A 16,016-nucleotide genomic window follows, 5' to 3' on the forward strand; every position below is an offset into this window, starting at 1 on the left:
TGGCAGGGGCTCGACGCTCACCCCCGGGCCGTGGCCGGCAGGTCCGGGAAGAGGGTGCGGAACAGGTGGAACCAGCGGGCGGCGAAGGCCTCCTGGCCGAAGCGTTCGTCCACCCCCGCGCACCCCTGGCTCAGCCGGCGCGCCAGGTCCGGGTCCTGCAGGACCTGCACCGTCCGGGCCGCCAGCCCGTCGATGTCGCCGTCCGGGACGAGGAACCCGTTGACCCCGTGGTCGACGATGTCGGCGGGGCCGTAGCGGATGTCGTAGCTGACGATCGGGCACGCCTGCCGCAACGCCTCCACGAAGACCATGGGCGCGCCCTCGAAGAGACTCGACTGCAGGCACAGGCTGGCCCGGCGGTACTCCCGCCCCGGCTGCTGGGTGAACCCCGCGAGGGTCACCGATCCACCCACCCCGAGCTCGTCGACGAGCTGCTGCAGCTCGGCCCGGCGGACGCCCTCCCCGTAGATCTCCAGGCGCGCGTCGGGCACCTGCTCCAGCACCTGCGCGAAGGCCCGGATGCCGTGGTCGGTGCGCTTCTGCCCGGCCAGCCGGCCCATCATGATGACCAACCGGGGGTCCCGCTCCACGTCGGTGTGCGTGGCCGCCCCGGGCGCCGCGTGCGGCATCACCCAGAAGGTGTCGCGACGGCCGAGCAGCGCCTCGGCGTCGGCGCGCTGGCTGTCGGTGAGGAAGACCATGGCGTCCACGGCGTCGAGGTGCCGGAAGAGGCGGCGGAAGGACCCGCGCAGGTCGTCCGTCGCGCTGGAGGCCGTCCGCAGGTGGGAGTTGTGCGCCACGAAGCACGTCCGCACGTGGTCGCGGCGGTAGCCGAAGACGTCACGGTCCACCTGACGCGCCTCGACCGCGAGCACGGTCGGCCGACCCGCGGTGAGCTCGTCCAGCGCCCGGTGCACCACCGGGGCCAGTGATCCCTCGTGCGTCGACTCCACCTCGCCGGTGTCGTCGAAGAGGGTGACCGAGACCTCCCGGGGCCGCCCTCCGGAGTCGGGTGGTGGAGCGAGGCTCAGGGCATACATCGGCGCGCCGCTGCGGCGGTGGAGGACCTGCTCCACGGGCGTGCTCACGTCCGGTTCCCACCGCAGCGTCCGACGCAGACGGCCGGTGGCGTCGTACTCCTCGCGGCGCACCCGGCGCCCGTCGGTGTCGTAGGAGTCCACGTGCTCCAGCGCCCCGTCCCGGAAGCGGCGCACCTCCTGGCGGACGCCATCGGCCCGCAGGACGAGGGCACGGCCCTGACGGACCCACCCGAGGGCCTCGAGGTCGGCAGGGGTCTCCCGGGTGGGCGGGGGCGGGTCGACCTGCTCCGTGCCGTCCGGGTAGGCGTCCATGAGCCACCGGATCTCCACGCCCTCACCCAGCTGGCCGCGGCGGCGCATGCCCTCGACGGCCCGCGGCAGGGTGTGCGCGTGGTTGCGCACCAGGACGACCGAGCGGACGCCACCCTGCTCGTAGAGGGTGCGGCACTTGGCCAGGATGGAGGCGGTGCGACCCCCGAACTCCATGGGTATGCCCTCCACCAGGACGACGTGCAGGACGTCCGGCGGCGGCGACAGCTCGGGGACCGGGTCGCGGCGCCTGACGGGCGGCTCCGGCGCGGGCTCCGGGGCCGTCGCGCGGTCAGGGGCGCGGTCACCGGGCCGCAGCGAGCGCCGCACCCGGTCGAGGACGCGGCGCGGCGTGGATCTCGGTGTTCCTGCCATCAGCAGGCATACTCGCATGAGTCCATCACGAGGAGGATACCGAGAGTGCGCGTCATCACCTACGGCACCTACGACCTGTTCCACGAGGGTCATCGGCGGCTCCTGGAGCGCGCCAAGGCGCTCGGCGACTACCTCATCGTCGGCGTGACGACGGAGAACTACGACGACGCCCGCGGCAAGCTCAACGTCCAGCAGAGCCTCATGACGCGGATCAAGAACGTCGAGGACAGCGGGCTCGCGGACAAGATCATCATCGAGGAGTACGAGGGCCAGAAGGTCCAGGACATCCAGAAGCACCAGGTCGACGTCTTCGCGATCGGGTCCGACTGGCTGGGCCGGTTCGACTACCTCAAGGACTACTGCGACGTCGTCTACCTCGAGCGCACCAAGGGCGTGTCCAGCACCCAGCTGCGCAACGAGGCGGGAGTCATCAAGCTCGGCGTCGTCGGGGCGGGCCGGATCGCCCACCGGTTCGTCCAGGAGGCCCGCTTCGTCAGCGGCATCAGCGTCGAGGGGGTGCACAACCGCACCCACCGCACCGCCGAGGCGTTCGCGGCCGAGCACGAGCTCAACCAGGCCTTCGAGGACTACGACGCCCTGCTCGAGGCGGTCGACGCGGTCTACGTCGCCACCCCGCACGACACGCACGCCGACTTCACCCGTCGGGCGCTCGACACGGGGGTCCACGTGCTCTGCGAGAAGCCGATGACCCTGTCGCGGACGGACACCGAGGAGCTCTTCGCCCGGGCGCGCGAGCGCGGGCTGGTGCTGGTCGAGGCGATCAAGACGGCCTTCGCGCCCGGGTTCCAGCGGATGGTCGCCCTGGCCCGCAGCGGGGCCATCGGCCAGGTGCGCTCGGTCGACGCCACCTTCACCAAGCTGGTCGACGAGGGTCGTGAGCTGGAGGCACCGGCCGGCGGCAGCATCTCCGAGCTCGCCAGCTACCCCCTCGTGGCGGTGGTCAAGCTGCTGGGCACGGAGGTCACCGACGTCCGGACCACCTCGCTGCGCCCCGAGGGGACGGCCGTCGAGGTCTACTCCAAGATCGACCTCACCTTCCGGCACGGGGAGGCCACCGCGCGGACGGGTCTGGGCGTCAAGGCCGAGGGTGACCTCGTGGTGGCGGGCAGCGCCGGCTACCTCTACGTCCCCGCGCCGTGGTGGAAGACGGAGTACTTCGAGGCGCGCTTCGAGGACAGCCGGGAGAACAAGAAGTACTACTACAAGTTCGACGGTGACGGCCTGCGCTACGAGCTCGCGGAGTTCGCCTGGCTGATCCGCAACGAGACGGCCGAGTCCTACAAGCTCCGGGCCGCCGAGTCCGTGGCGATCGCCGACATCATCGAGCGGGGACGGGCGGACGCCCGGGTGATCGCCTGATGACCTCCGCACCGCCGCCGCAGCACCCACCCTCGGTGCCGGGCGGTGCGCGGGTGCGGTCCGCCGTCCGTGACGCCCGCTTCCACCTCGTCCGACAGACACGACGGGTGCTGCGCCGACGGCTCGTGGCCGCGCGCGGCTCCGACAACGCCGTGCTCCAGCGGGCCTACGTGCTGGGCCGGCAGACCGCCCGCCGCACCCTCAACACGGTCACCGACCGGCAGGTCGGCTGGGTCGCCACCCTCTGGTCCGCGCGCTGGCTGGACGGCACGACCTACGAGATCACCGGGTGGGCCTACGAGCGCGGGTACGGCCACGAGCAGCCACCACGCATCGAGGTGGAGCTGCGCCGGCGGGGCTCCTCGACCCCGGTCCGGGCCCAGGTGGAGCCGGTCACCGAGATGGAGATCAACGGCCTGGCCCGGCGCGCCGAGTTCGACTACGCCAACACGGCCTTCGTCGCCCGGTTCGACCTCGCGCCCCTCCTGGCCGGTACGGACCCACGCCCGTGGCGGGTGCACCTGCGGGTCACGGGAGCGGACGGCAGGTCCTCCTCCGGCACGCTGAAGACGCGGCACCGCGCGGGGTCGGCCCGGGTCCTGGGGGTGCGCACCTTCTCCGGCGGGGTCCAGCTCGTCCCGCGCTGGGTCCGCCGCCGCGGGCTGTCGCTCGAGCGCCACCTGCCGGTCGCGACGGCCGGCCAGGTGGAGGTCGTCGGCCGTGAGGTGGCTGCCCGGGTCGAGCTGCGGGGACGCCGCGCCGCACGGGCGGAGCTGGTGTCGCGTGACGCGCGTCGCGCCATGACGCTCGAGCCGGTGGACGGCGCGCCGGGCGTCGTCCGGGTCCGCGCGCAGGTGCCCGAGACGTGGACCACGACCTGGCTGGAGAGCGACCTCCTGGGGTCGGACACCGACGAGACCTCGGCGCAGGGCATCCAGGAGGCCGGTGCGGACGAGGGCCTGGAGGAGGTGTCCGCGGAGCAGTCGGCCCCGACGGCCCCGGCGCCGCAGGGGGACGAGCACGAGGGCCAGCGTCGGGTCGCGCAGACCTACCGCCTGGTCGTCGTCGACGCACAGGGCGCGGAGCACGTGGCCGCCACGTCGCTGGACCAGTCCGACCCTGTGCAGGACCCCGGTTCCGGGCTGCTGGCCTACTCCGGCGACGGCGGCAGCCTGCTCGTCGGGGAGACCGGCTCCCAGCTGGTGGTGACCGACGCGACCCTGGAGCCCGGCCCGAGCCCACGGCTGCTCTTCGAGGGGTCCTGGGGCGGGCCGGGCGACCAGCTGTCGCTCAGCCTGGTCGGTCGGCGGCAGACGCTGGCCGCCCACCTGGACCTCCGGCCGGACGGCACCTGGTCGGCCCGGGCCGACCTCCGGCAGGGCCAGTGGGGCGGGCCGGCGCAGCTGCCCCGGACGGGCAGCTACGTGCTGCGGGCCCTCGACCCCACCGGGGGGACGGTACGGGTCATGGCGGCCCCGTCCCTGGTCGCCCGGACCCCGGAGAAGCTGGACCTCCCCGAGGCACGCCTGCGCTGGGAGACCGGCCGTGGCCGGTCGTTGCGGCTGCGGGTGGGACTGACCCGCGCTCCCGACGAGCTCGGCTCCTTCCACCAGCGGCGCATGGACGCGGCATACCTGCGTGGTCCCCACGAGCCGCAGCAGTCGGTCTACCTCGAGTCGTTCTACGGCCGGCTGGCCACCTGCAACCCGTTCGCGATCGACGCGGTGATCGCCCGGGAGCACCCCGACTGGGTGCGCTACTGGGGCGTCACCGACCTGTCGGTGCCGGTGCCCGAGGGCGCGGTCGCCGTCGTGGAGGGCACGCAGGCGTGGTTCGACGCGCGGGCGCGGTCGCGCTACGTCGTCGCCAACGACTGGCTGCGCAGCCGGTTCGTCCCGCAGCCGTTCCAGACGGTCCTGCAGACCTGGCACGGCTCGATGTTCAAGCGCATCGGCCTCGACCGGCCGACGTCGGGCGCCTCCACCCGCGCCGCTCTCCTGGTCGAGCGGGACAAGTGGGACGTCCTGCTGAGCCAGAACCACCACAGCACGCAGATCTTCCGGAGCGCCTACGCCTGGGAGGGCACGTTCTACGAGGAGGGCTACCCCCGCAACGACGCCCTGGTGGACGGGTCGGGGGAGCACGTCCGCGAGCGGCTCGGCATCCGCCCGGACCAGAAGGCGGTCCTCTACGCGCCGACCTGGCGGGACAACACGGCCGGGATGGTGCTCTTCCTCGACCTGGAGCGGCTCGCCGCCGACCTCGGCGACGACTACGTCGTGCTGCTGCGCGGCCACTCGCGCACCGTCGGGCACGGTCGCAGCGTCGAGCTGCCCGGCGTCATCGACGTCACCACCTACCCCAGCATCACCGAGCTCTTCCTGGCCGCCGACGCGATGATCACCGACTACTCCTCGGTGATGTTCGACTTCTCGGTCACCCGCCGACCGATGATCTTCTACGTCCCCGACCTCGACGAGTACCGCGACGACGTGCGCGGGGTCTACTTCGACCTCGCCGAGCAGGCCCCCGGCCCGGTGGTGAGCACCCAGGAGGCGGTGGTCGAGGCGATCCGGGCGATGGACGACGGCGACCGGTACGCCCGGCGCTACGACGAGTGGGTCGAGCGCTTCAACCACCTGGACGACGGGCACAGCGCCGAGCGGGTCGTGCGGCGGCTCTTCGCCGAGGGCTGAGGCCCGCCCTCAGAGCAGGGCGGCGACCGTGCCCACGAGCGAGCGGTGGCGGCGCAGGGGCCGAGCACCCCGGCCAGCGGCCGGGACCCAGGCGGGTCGTGGCTGGTCGGCGCGCGGGCGCCGCGTCGGTCGCCAGGCCAGCTCGTCCACCGCCGCGGCGACCGCCTCCTCGCCCGCCGTGGCGGGCAGGACCGCTTCCGCGGGGCCCGGTGGCGGCAGCGGCGCTCCCCCGGCGACCAGCAGGAGGCAGGGCAGGGACCGCTCGGCGCACCACGCACGGTCCTCCTGCTGCGCGGGCCAGCGGACCACCCGCACAGGAACCCACCCAGTGGTCATGACCGTTCCTTCCGTCTCGACGTGCCGACACGGTCAGTCTGCCCGGGTCGACGGGGCCCCGAGCGCCAGATCGGCCCGGATCGGCAAGGGTTCACGGCACGTTCACGCGCCCGTCCCCGGCCCGTCGCGCGGACGCCCCGCACACGCCGACGGGCCGCCCCCCGGGAGGAGCGGCCCGTCGGGCGGTGCGGTGCGAGGTCAGCCGTCGCTGCCCGGCGTGGTGCCGAGGTCCTCCATGTCCATCACCTGGTCGGACGCGGGGGCCTCGATCTCCTGCGGCTCGCCCCAGTTGTCCATCATCATCTCCGCGGTCATGCCCTCCAGCTCGAAGCTCAGCTGGCGCATGAGGTTGTCGTCGTCCAGCCACACGTCGTAGGTGACCATCTCGTCGCCCACCGCCTCGGTCATCGCCGCCGCGTCCTCGCCGCCGGCCTCCGCGATCGCCTGCGGGTCGACCGTGACCTGGTAGTGACCCATCTCGGTGCCGTCGACGTCCTCGTCGCCGAGAAAGACGACCTGCTGGGCGCCCTCCTCCCACGCCTCCCACTGCGTGGAGACGTCGATGTCCTCCATCGCCGCGGCCTGGCCGAGGACGTCCTCGCCGGCCTGCATGTACATCCCCTCCGGGGTGACGCCGGGCATGGCGAGGTAGAGCTGGCCGTCGGTGGTGATCATCTCCAGCTCACCCATCTCCGGCATCGTCATCATCATCTGCATGGCGGCCTCGTCCCCGCTGAGGTCCACCGCGCCCTCCGCCTGGATGCTCTGCCCGTCGGCCTGCATGTCCATGGTGAGCGTGTAGCTCGACAGCGTCTCCTCACCGGGCTCCTGCAGCATCGCCAGGAACTCCTCGACCGGGATCTCCTCCCCCTCGGCGGCCTCGCCACCGGAGTCCTCCTCCTCGGACGCCTCCGTGGTGTCCTCGGCGGTGGTCTGCTCCTCGTCGGCCTGCGTGCTCTCGCTCTCCTGGGTCGCGGCCTCGGTCGGGTCCGCGCCACCCCCGTCGGAGTCCCCGCCGCACCCGGTGAGCCCGAGGCCCAGGATCCCTGCGCTGACGACCGCGCCGAGGCGCATCCTCGTGGTGCTCATGTCTGTGTGCCCTTCCCTGCGGTGCCGGCCCGACGGCCGTCGTGGTGGAACCATCGTGGCACAACGCACCTGTCGGTTCTGCCCAGCCTGCGGTGCTGTGGTCGAATGGGTCGTCTGAAACCATCCCTCCAGCAGAACGCAGGAACCACCACGTGACCGGCAACGCCACCTTCCGGCACCGCGACACCGCCGTGCTGTCCGTCACCGCTGTCGACGCCCCGGTCGTCAAGACCTCGGCCGAGTTCGACGAGGTGATCGGTGACTCCTACATCCGCAACGGGCTGCGCCCGGGCATGCTGGCCAAGCTCGCCGGCATCTCGGAGCGACGGTGGTGGCGCGAGGACCAGACCTTCGTCGACGGGGCCGTCCAGGCGGCGCAGGAGGCGCTCGCCGAGGCGGGGGTCGACGCCGGCCGGGTCGGTCTGCTCATCAACACCTCGGTCAGCCGCGAGCACCTCGAGCCCTCGATCGCGGTGTCGATCCACCAGGCGCTCGGGCTCCCGACGGCCTGCCTGAACTTCGACCTCACCAACGCCTGCCTCGGGTTCGTCAACGGTATGCAGCTCGCTGCCACGATGATCGACGCCGGCCAGATCGACTACGCCCTCGTCGTGTGCGGCGAGGGGTCGCGCACCCCGCAGGAGCGGACCCTGGAGCGGCTCTCCGGGGAGGACGCCACGGCGCAGGACATCGTCAGCCAGTTCGCCACCCTCACGCTGGGCTCGGGCGCTGCCGCGATGCTGCTCGGACGGGCCAGCGAGCACCCCGAGGGCCACCGCGTCGTCGGCGGCGTGACCAGGGCGGCCACCGAGCACCACGAGCTGTGCATCGGGGACTTCACCGAGATGCGGACCGACGCCCAGGGGCTGCTCGTCGCCGGCATGGGGCTGGCCAAGGAGCTGTGGGCGGACGCGGCGCAGGAGTTCGACTGGAGCGACATGGACCGTTACATCGTCCACCAGGTCTCCCAGGTGCACACGAGCAAGACGGCGGAGTCGCTGGGGCTGGACCAGTCGCGCATCCCGCTGACCTTCCCGACCTACGGCAACGTCGGCCCGGCCGCGGTGGCCATCACCCTCGCCAAGGAGACCGGCTCGCTGGAGCGTGGTGACCGCGTCCTCATGATGGGCATCGGCTCGGGGCTCAACATGACCTGTCTCGAGCTCGACTGGTGAGCTGAGCGACACCGTCGTGCCCACCCCTCCCCTCACCCCCCGCCAGTCCGTCCACGACCCCGCCCGCCGGTCGGCGCACGAGGAGGTCGGACTGCCGCCGAGCAGCTTCCCCGGCCTGGACCGCGGATGGTCCCGGGTGGTCCTCGCGGCCGACGCCGACGGGCTGACCCGTCGCTGGCACCTGCTCGACAACGGACCTCAGCTGGAGGCGGCCGGTGTCCCCGTGCGCGGCACCGTGCTCGCGGTGCACGGCAACCCCACCTGGTCCTACCTCTGGCGGCGGGTGCTGGAGCAGGCGCCACCCGGGTGGCGGGTGGTGGCGGTCGACCAGCTCGGGATGGGCTGGTCCGAGCGCCCGGGACGGCCGCGGACGCTGGCCCAGCGGGTGGACGACCTCGCCGGCCTCACCGACGCCCTCGGCCTCCGGGGGCCCGTCGTCGCCCTGGCGCACGACTGGGGCGGCCCGGTCGCCCTGGGCTGGGCGCTGGCGCACCCCGACCTGGTGGCAGGAGTGGTCCTCACCAACACCGCCGTCCACCAGCCGGTCGAGCACGCCGCGCCGTCGGTCATCCGGCTCGCCCGCGCCCCCGTGCTGCTCGCGCAGGTGTGCCGGACCACACCGGCCTTCGTGCGGGCGACCACCGCCCTCTCCCGGCCCTCGCTGCCCCGCGGGGTCCGCGACGCCTTCGCCGCGCCCTACGCGGGCGCGCACCGCCGGGACGCCGTCGCGGACTTCGTGCGCGACATCCCCTTCGAGGACGACCACCCGAGCCGGGCCGCCCTCGACCGGATCGCCGACGGCGTCCGCCGGCTCGACGTGCCCGCCCTGCTCGTCTGGGGTCCCCGGGACCCGGTGTTCTCCCAGCGCTACCTGGAGGACCTGCTGGGCCGCCTCCCGCACGCCGACGTCCACCTCTGTCCCAGCGCCTCCCACCTCGTGCTCGAGGACAGCCCCGAGGCGGTCGGCGTCGTCTGGGACTGGGTGCAGCAGCACGCCCCGGGTGGGTCGACCGCGCCGGAGGGCCAGGACGACCCCGCACCGGCGGTGGGGTCCCCTCCCCGGGTGGCGACCGTCCCGGTGGCCGTGGACGTCAGCCGCCCGGAGGAGACGGCGGTGGTGGAGCTCGGGGGCGCGCAGCCGCGGCGGGTGAGCTTCGCCGAGCTGGACGGCCGGGTGGAGGCTCTCGCGCGGGGTCTCGCCGCCCGCGGCGTGCGGCCGGGCGACCGGGTGGCCGTGCTCGTCCCGCCCGGCATCGACCTGACCACGGTCGTGTATGCCGTGTGGCGCCTCGGCGCGGTCGTCGTCATCGCCGACGCGGGTCTCGGGCTCGGCCGGCTGGGTGCGGCCCTGCGGGGAGCCGGTCCCCGGCACGTCATCGGGATCACCCCGGCCCTGGCGCTCGCCGCGACGACCCGGGTGCCGGGCCGGCGGATCCGCGTGGACCGCTCCGGGTCCACGCTGGCCGACCTGGCCGCCGAGGGGCTCCGGCACGACGCCCCGCTGCCGGAGGGCCTGGACGAGGACGCCGACGGCGCGGTCCTGTTCACCTCCGGCGCCACCGGACCGCCCAAGGGCGTGGTCTACACCCGGCGCGGCCTCGGGGCCCAGGTGGCGCTGCTGCGCGACACCTTCGGCTTCGGGCCCGGCGAGCGCTTCGTGGCGGCCTTCGCCCCCTTCGCGCTCTACGGCCCGGCGCTGGGCCTGACCAGCGCCGTGCCGGACATGGACGTGACGGCCCCGCACACCCTCACCGCCGACGCGCTGGCGCAGGCGGTCGAGGCGGTCGAGGCGACCATGGTCTTCGCCGCCCCCGCGGCGCTGCGCAACGTCGTCGCGACCGCCGGCTCGCTCACCGCTCACCAGCGCGAGGTGCTCGCCGGACCGCGGCTGGTGCTCTCCGCGGGTGCCCCGGTGCCGACCTCCCTGCTGCACGAGGTGCGCGCCGTCCTCCCCGGGGCGCAGACGCAGACGCCCTACGGCATGACCGAGGCGCTGCCGGTGGCGACCCACGACCCGACCGCGTCGGGCGAGGGCCCGGGCGCCGAGCAGCCCGGTGCAGGGGTCTGCGTCGGCCACCCGGTGCCGGGCGTGGAGGTCGGCATCGCGGCCCTGGACCCGCTGGGGGTGCCGGCCGACGACCTGCAGGCCGGGCCGGGGGTGGTCGGAGAGATCGTGGTGCGGGGGCCGCACGTGAAGGACCGCTACGACCGACGCTGGGGCGCGCAGCGGCGCAGCGCCCGCCCCGTGGGCTGGCACCGGACCGGCGACGTCGGACGGCTGGACGACCAGGGTCGGCTCTGGGTGGAGGGGCGGCTGGCGCACGTCGTCCCGACCGCTGACGGGCCGGTGACGCCCTACCCCGTCGAGGACCGGGTCAGAGGGCTGGACGGGATCGCCGACGTGGCGGTCGTGGGCGTGGGCCCCGTCGGGACCCAGCTGGTGGTCCTCGTGCTCGTGCCCACCCGGAGGGCCGGTGCGCTGGCTCGCGCCACCGGTGCGCCCCGGGGCGCGCGCGCCCTGGCGGGACCGGAGCTGGCTGCCCGGGCGCGCGCCGCGGCCGCGGTGCCCGTGGCGGCCGTGCTCGTCCGGGACTGGCTGCCGGTCGACGTCCGGCACGCGAGCAAGGTGGACCGCACCGCGCTGGCGCACTGGGCCGAGGCCGTCCTGCACGGCGCCCGGCCTCGGCGCCGCGGCGGGGCGCCCCGCACGAGGAGCCGCTGATGGCGGGGCGGGTGCTGGTCACCGGGGCGAGCGGCATGCTGGGCGGTGCCGTGGCCGACCTGCTCGCCGACCGCGGCTGGGACGTGACCGTCATGCAGCGGCGACCGGCGGGGGGACGGCACCGTGAGCTGCTCGGCGACATCCGCGACCCCGACGCCGTCCACCGGGCGGTGACCGGTCAGGACGCCGTGGTGCACCTGGCCGCCAAGGTCGACGTCGTCGGCCCGTGGCGCGACTTCGTGGACATCAACGTGCGCGGCACCCGCCGCGTGATCGAGGCCCTGCGCGCCCAGGGCGGCGGCCGGCTGGTGCAGGTCAGCTCGCCCTCGGTGGCCCACACCGGCCGGTCCCTCGCCGGGGCCGGGGCCGGGCCGGCCACGCCGATGCGGGCGCGGGGCCACTACGCGCGCACCAAGGCGGCGGCCGAGCTGTTCGCGCTGGAGGCCGACTCCGCGGACCTCCTGACCACGGCGGTCCGCCCCCACCTCGTGTGGGGGCCGGGCGACACCCAGCTCGTGGGCCGGATCGCCGAGCGCGCCCGGCAGGGTCGGCTCGCGCTGGTCGGCGCGGGCACGGTCCTGGTGGACACGACCTACGTCGACAACGCGGCCTCCGCCCTGGTCGCCGCGCTGGACCGGATCGAGGTCGCCCACGGCCAGGCCTACGTGGTCACCAACGGCGAGCCGCGGCCGATCGGTGAGCTCATCGGCGACATCTGCCGGGCGGTGGGCGCCCCCGCCCCACGCCTGCACCTGCCCACACCCCTCGCGTGGGGGCTGGGGGCCGCCGTGGAGGGGGCGACGGCGCTGTCCGAGCGGGTCCCCGGCCTGCCCACCATCACCCAGCCGCCGATGACCCGCTTCCTCGCCGAGCAGCTCTCGACCGCGCACTGGTTCGACCAGCGCCGCACCCGCGAGGCCCTGGGCTGGCAGCCGACGGTGACCGTCGACGAGGGCCTCACCCGCCTCTGACCGGCGCGCGACTGCAGCGGTCCTGTCGCCTCCGCGGCCGTTATCGGGGCACGACCGGTGCACTCGACGGCAACCACTCACGGCGCTCGGTGGGGCGTGCGCAGTTCCGGGCCGAGGCACGCCCCGACCTCTCCCCCGGCGGCGCCGCAGCGCTCACCTAGACTCACGGCATACCGCTCACGTCAAGGAGGACACCATGGCCGAGGCCGTCATCGTCGCCGCCGCCCGCACCCCGATCGGCCGCGCGTTCAAGGGGTCGCTGACCACCGTGCGGCCGGACGACCTGGCCGTCGGGGTGATCCGCGCGGCCCTGGAGCAGGTGCCCGGGCTCGACCCGACGACGGTGGACGACCTCTACCTCGGGTGCGCCGAGCCCTGGGGCGAGCACGGCTTCAACATGGCCCGGGTGGTGAGCGTGCTGCTCGGCCTCGACACGGTGCCCGGCGCCACGGTGAACCGCTTCTGCGCCAGCTCGGTGCAGACCACCCGCCAGGCGATGCACGCGATCAAGGCGGGTGAGGGCGACGTCTTCATCAGCGCCGGGGTCGAGTGCGTGTCGCGGTATGCCGACTTCTCCGGCGCCGGGGGCGGCAAGGAGTCCTGGCGCAACCCGCTGTTCGCGGACGCGGTCGCGCGCACCGAGGCGATGGCCGCCTCCAACGAGACCTGGACCGACCCGCGCGAGGACGGCCGGCTGCCGGACGCCTACATCGCCATGGGCCAGACCGCCGAGAACGTCGCCACCTCCCTCGGGATCTCCCGGGAGCGGCAGGACGAGTGGGGGGTCCGCAGCCAGAACCGCGCCGAGCAGGCCATCGCCGACGGCGTCTTCGCCCGCGAGATCGCGCCGGTCACCCTCGCCGACGGCACCGTCGTCAGCACCGACGACGGGCCCCGCCCCGGGGTGACCCTGGAGAAGGTCAGCCAGCTGCAGCCCGTGTTCCGCGAGGGCGGCACCGTCACCGCGGGCAACTGCTGCCCGCTCAACGACGGGGCCGCCGCGCTGGTCGTCATGAGCGACACCCGCGCCGCCGAGCTCGGGCTGACGCCGCTGGCCCGGGTCGTCTCCACCGGGGTGTCTGCCCTCTCCCCCGAGATCATGGGGCTCGGCCCGGTCGAGGCCTCCCGGCAGGCGCTGGCGCGCGCGGGCATGAGCATCTCCGACATGGACCTCTACGAGATCAACGAGGCCTTCGCGGTCCAGGTGCTGGGCTCGGCCGACGCGCTGGGCATGGACGAGGACCGGCTCAACGTCCACGGCGGCGCGATCGCCCTCGGCCACCCCTTCGGCTCGACCGGCGCCCGCATCTCCACCACCCTCGTCAACGCCCTGCAGACCCGCGACGGCCAGTACGGCCTGGAGACCATGTGCGTCGGTGGCGGCCAGGGCATGGCGATGGTCATAGAGCGGCTCTCCTGACGGCCTGAGCGCGGCCTCGTCGCGGCCTGGGCAGAGAAAGGCCCCCCGGACAGCGGCTGCCACCCCCGGGTCGAGCACCTTTCTCTGCTCAGGCGCAGGTATGCCGACGCCCAGCGGGTGGGCGCGTGACCGCATACCTCGCGATCGACCGGTAGCCTGACGCCGATCTGTCCGTCCCCGCCCACCTGAGGTGACCCCATGGCTGCTGGTCTGGCTGCCCTGCTCGACGACATCGCGGCGATCGCCCGCATCGCCGCCGCGTCCGTCGACGACATCGGCGCCGCCGCAGGTCGGGCGGGCGCCAAGGCCGCCGGCGTCATCGTCGACGACGCCGCCGTGACCCCGCGCTACGTCACCGGCGTCGACCCCAGCCGCGAGCTGCCGATGATCAAGACCATCGCCCTCGGGTCGATCCGCAACAAGCTGCTCTTCATCGTCCCCGCGGTCCTGCTGCTGAGCATCTTCGTGCCGTGGCTGCTCACCCCGATCCTCATGCTCGGCGGGTGCTACCTGTCCTACGAGGGCGCCCACAAGGTGCTGGAGTGGCTCGGCGTGGGGCACGACGCCGCCCACGACGAGCCGGCGGTGGAGCAGGGCCCGGAGGCGGAGAAGAAGGTCACCAGCGGGGCGATCCGGACCGACTTCATCCTCTCGGCGGAGATCATGGTCATCGCGCTCAACGAGGTGACCGACGAGCCGGTGCTCAACCGGGCCATCATCCTCGTCGTCGTCGCTCTCGCCATCACCGCGCTCATCTACGGCGCGGTGGCGCTCATCGTCAAGATGGACGACATCGGCCTCCGCCTCGCCCAGCGCGAGTCCGAGGGGACGCAGAGGTTCGGCCGCGGGCTGGTCAAGGCGATGCCGATCGTGCTGCGGACGCTGTCCATCGTGGGCGTCGTCGCCATGCTGTGGGTCGGTGGCCACATCCTGCTCGTCGGCATGGACGACCTCGGCTTCCACCCGATCTACGAGTTCGTCCACCACGCCGAGGAGGTCGTGGGCGGGCTCGTCCCCGGGCTGCACGGCCTGCTCGCCTGGCTGACCAACACCTTCTTCTCCGCGGTGCTCGGCCTCTCCGTCGGGCTGCTCCTCGTCGGCGTCGTGTCGGTCCTGCCGATCGGCAAGGACGACGACCACGCGGAGGCCGGCGCCCACTGAGGACCGGCGCCGCCCGTCGGCTCAGGGCAGGCTGCGGCGCAGGGCGAGGAGCTGCTCGGCGAGGTCGGCCTCGGGCAGGTCGGTCTGCCGCCAGTCGTAGGTCATGACCCGAAGCTGGTCCATGACCACGCCCGGGCCGAGGTCGGGCACCGTCTCCCGCCGCTGCCCCGTCCGGTCGGCCACCGCGTCCGCGAGCTCCTGCACCACCCCCCGCACCCCGGGGTATGCCGCCTGCGCCCGGTCCAGCGGCAGCTGCTGCCAGCGTCGGACGACCCGCTCGGTCTCGGTGTCGACGACAGCGGACGGCCCGCCAGCAGACGAGCTGCCGGCGGGCCGTGTGCCGCTCACGTCGCGCGGGGTGCTCAGTCGCTGCTCTGCAGGATCGCGAAGAGCCGCAGGAACTCGATGTAGAGCCACACGAGGCTGGCGACGAGGCCGTGGCCCAGCAGCCAGGAGTACTTCTCCGGAGCGCCGCCGCTGACCGCACGGTCGACCGAGTCGAAGTCGACGGCCAGGCTGTAGGACGCGAGCCCCACACCGAGCAGCGAGATGAGGATGCCGAGCGGGCCGCCGTAGATGCCCCAGCCGTCGCCGAAACCGAGGAACGAGGCGCCCAGGTTGACGAGCAGGAAGACCAGGTATCCCATGGCGAACATGCCGAAGATGCGCCGCGACTTGCTCGTCACCTTGATGAAGCCGGCCTTCCAGCCGATGAACATTCCGACGAAGGTGGCCAGGGTCGCGACGACGGCGGTCGACACCACCCCGGGGTAGCGGGCCTCGAAGGTCACGCTGATCGCCCCGAGGAAGAGACCCTGGAGCACGGCGTGACTGACGATCAGGCCGACGTTGACCTTCTTGCTGAAGGCGATGGCGAAGCTCAGGCCGAGGGAGCCGAGCATCCCCAGCAGCCACACGGGCGTGGCGATGTCCGGCTGCGCACCGACGACGAACCAGGTGACGGCGCTGCTGGCCAGGACCAGGCCGAACAGCACCAGCGTCTTCACGACGACGTCGTCCAGCGTGAGCCGGCCGGTCTGCGCCGGGCCGGCGGGCGGCTGGTCGTAGAGGTCGCGCAGCTGCTGGTCGGACATGCTCTCGCTCGGGCCGGGCTGGTAGCCGGCGGGGAACGTGGGCTGACCCTGGGGCGGGGCGTAGCCCTGCTGGGCGTATCCGCCCTGCTGCTGGGTGCCGAAACCGGCATACCCGCCCTGGGCGGCCTCCTTGTCGATGCGGTTGAAGACCGGGTTGACGGCCATGGATCCTCCAAGTAGGTCGGCACCGGGGTCGTGCGACCCCGATGTCTGGTGTCACCAGGATAAACGTGCGAGGCCACCGGAGG

The 16,016-nt window shown here is 73.6% G+C and carries 12 protein-coding genes; 7 read left to right on the top strand and 5 right to left on the bottom strand.

Translation table 11 applies throughout. The features are described 5' to 3' along the window. Positions 1-17: 17 nt before the first annotated feature. The gene (locus Q0967_RS02170; RefSeq protein ID WP_298748897.1) at positions 18-1,724 is read right to left on the bottom strand and encodes a glycosyltransferase; all 1,707 of its coding nucleotides are present in this window, start codon (positions 1,722-1,724) and stop codon (positions 18-20) included. Between the two features lie 45 nt (positions 1,725-1,769). On the opposite strand from Q0967_RS02170, the gene Q0967_RS02175 reads away from it, so the two are divergent. Continuing rightward, positions 1,770-3,104 carry a Gfo/Idh/MocA family oxidoreductase gene (locus tag Q0967_RS02175; protein ID WP_298748898.1) on the top strand — a complete coding sequence of 445 codons (1,335 nt, stop codon included), beginning with the start codon at positions 1,770-1,772 and terminating at the stop codon, positions 3,102-3,104. Continuing rightward, positions 3,104-5,800 carry a CDP-glycerol glycerophosphotransferase family protein gene (locus Q0967_RS02180; RefSeq protein WP_298748899.1) on the top strand — a complete coding sequence of 899 codons (2,697 nt, stop codon included), beginning with the start codon at positions 3,104-3,106 and terminating at the stop codon, positions 5,798-5,800. Before Q0967_RS02175 ends, Q0967_RS02180 begins: the two co-directional genes overlap by 1 nt. Before the next feature lie 9 nt (positions 5,801-5,809). Here Q0967_RS02180 and Q0967_RS02185 read toward each other — a convergent pair whose 3' ends face one another. Both Q0967_RS02185 and Q0967_RS02190 read right to left on the bottom strand, forming a co-directional pair. Continuing rightward, a complete protein-coding gene (locus Q0967_RS02185) occupies positions 5,810-6,136 on the bottom strand; it encodes a hypothetical protein (RefSeq protein ID WP_298748900.1) in 327 nt (108 codons plus the stop codon). Positions 6,137-6,334: 198 nt separating this feature from the next. Beyond that, positions 6,335-7,225 (bottom strand): hypothetical protein, encoded by an 891-nt coding sequence (locus Q0967_RS02190; RefSeq protein WP_298748902.1) that lies wholly within the window; start codon positions 7,223-7,225, stop codon positions 6,335-6,337. Between the two features lie 152 nt (positions 7,226-7,377). On the opposite strand from Q0967_RS02190, the gene Q0967_RS02195 reads away from it, so the two are divergent. From Q0967_RS02195 to Q0967_RS02215, 5 genes are all read left to right on the top strand, one after another. Next, complete coding sequence (locus tag Q0967_RS02195; protein ID WP_298748903.1) at positions 7,378-8,400, top strand: 3-oxoacyl-ACP synthase III; 1,023 nt, start codon at positions 7,378-7,380, stop codon at positions 8,398-8,400. A 16-nt stretch (positions 8,401-8,416) separates the two neighbouring features. Beyond that, a complete protein-coding gene (locus tag Q0967_RS02200) occupies positions 8,417-11,122 on the top strand; it encodes an alpha/beta fold hydrolase (RefSeq protein ID WP_298748904.1) in 2,706 nt (901 codons plus the stop codon). Next, complete coding sequence (locus tag Q0967_RS02205; RefSeq protein WP_298748905.1) at positions 11,122-12,093, top strand: NAD(P)-dependent oxidoreductase; 972 nt, start codon at positions 11,122-11,124, stop codon at positions 12,091-12,093. Before Q0967_RS02200 ends, Q0967_RS02205 begins: the two co-directional genes overlap by 1 nt. A 196-nt stretch (positions 12,094-12,289) precedes the next feature. Continuing rightward, a complete protein-coding gene (locus Q0967_RS02210; RefSeq protein ID WP_298748906.1) occupies positions 12,290-13,513 on the top strand; it encodes an acetyl-CoA C-acetyltransferase in 1,224 nt (407 codons plus the stop codon). Positions 13,514-13,711: 198 nt separating this feature from the next. After that, on the top strand, positions 13,712-14,674 hold the full coding sequence (locus tag Q0967_RS02215; protein WP_298748907.1) for a DUF808 domain-containing protein: 963 nt from the start codon (positions 13,712-13,714) through the stop codon (positions 14,672-14,674). A 21-nt stretch (positions 14,675-14,695) separates the two neighbouring features. On the opposite strand, the gene Q0967_RS02220 is transcribed toward Q0967_RS02215, so the two are convergent. Further along, on the bottom strand, positions 14,696-15,022 hold the full coding sequence (locus Q0967_RS02220) for a hypothetical protein (protein ID WP_298748909.1): 327 nt from the start codon (positions 15,020-15,022) through the stop codon (positions 14,696-14,698). A 14-nt stretch (positions 15,023-15,036) separates the two neighbouring features. After that, a complete protein-coding gene (locus Q0967_RS02225; protein ID WP_298748910.1) occupies positions 15,037-15,933 on the bottom strand; it encodes a Bax inhibitor-1/YccA family protein in 897 nt (298 codons plus the stop codon). Positions 15,934-16,016 lie beyond the last annotated feature (83 nt).

Source organism: uncultured Serinicoccus sp. (assembly GCF_947500995.1).
Classification (GTDB): domain Bacteria; phylum Actinomycetota; class Actinomycetes; order Actinomycetales; family Dermatophilaceae; genus Ornithinicoccus.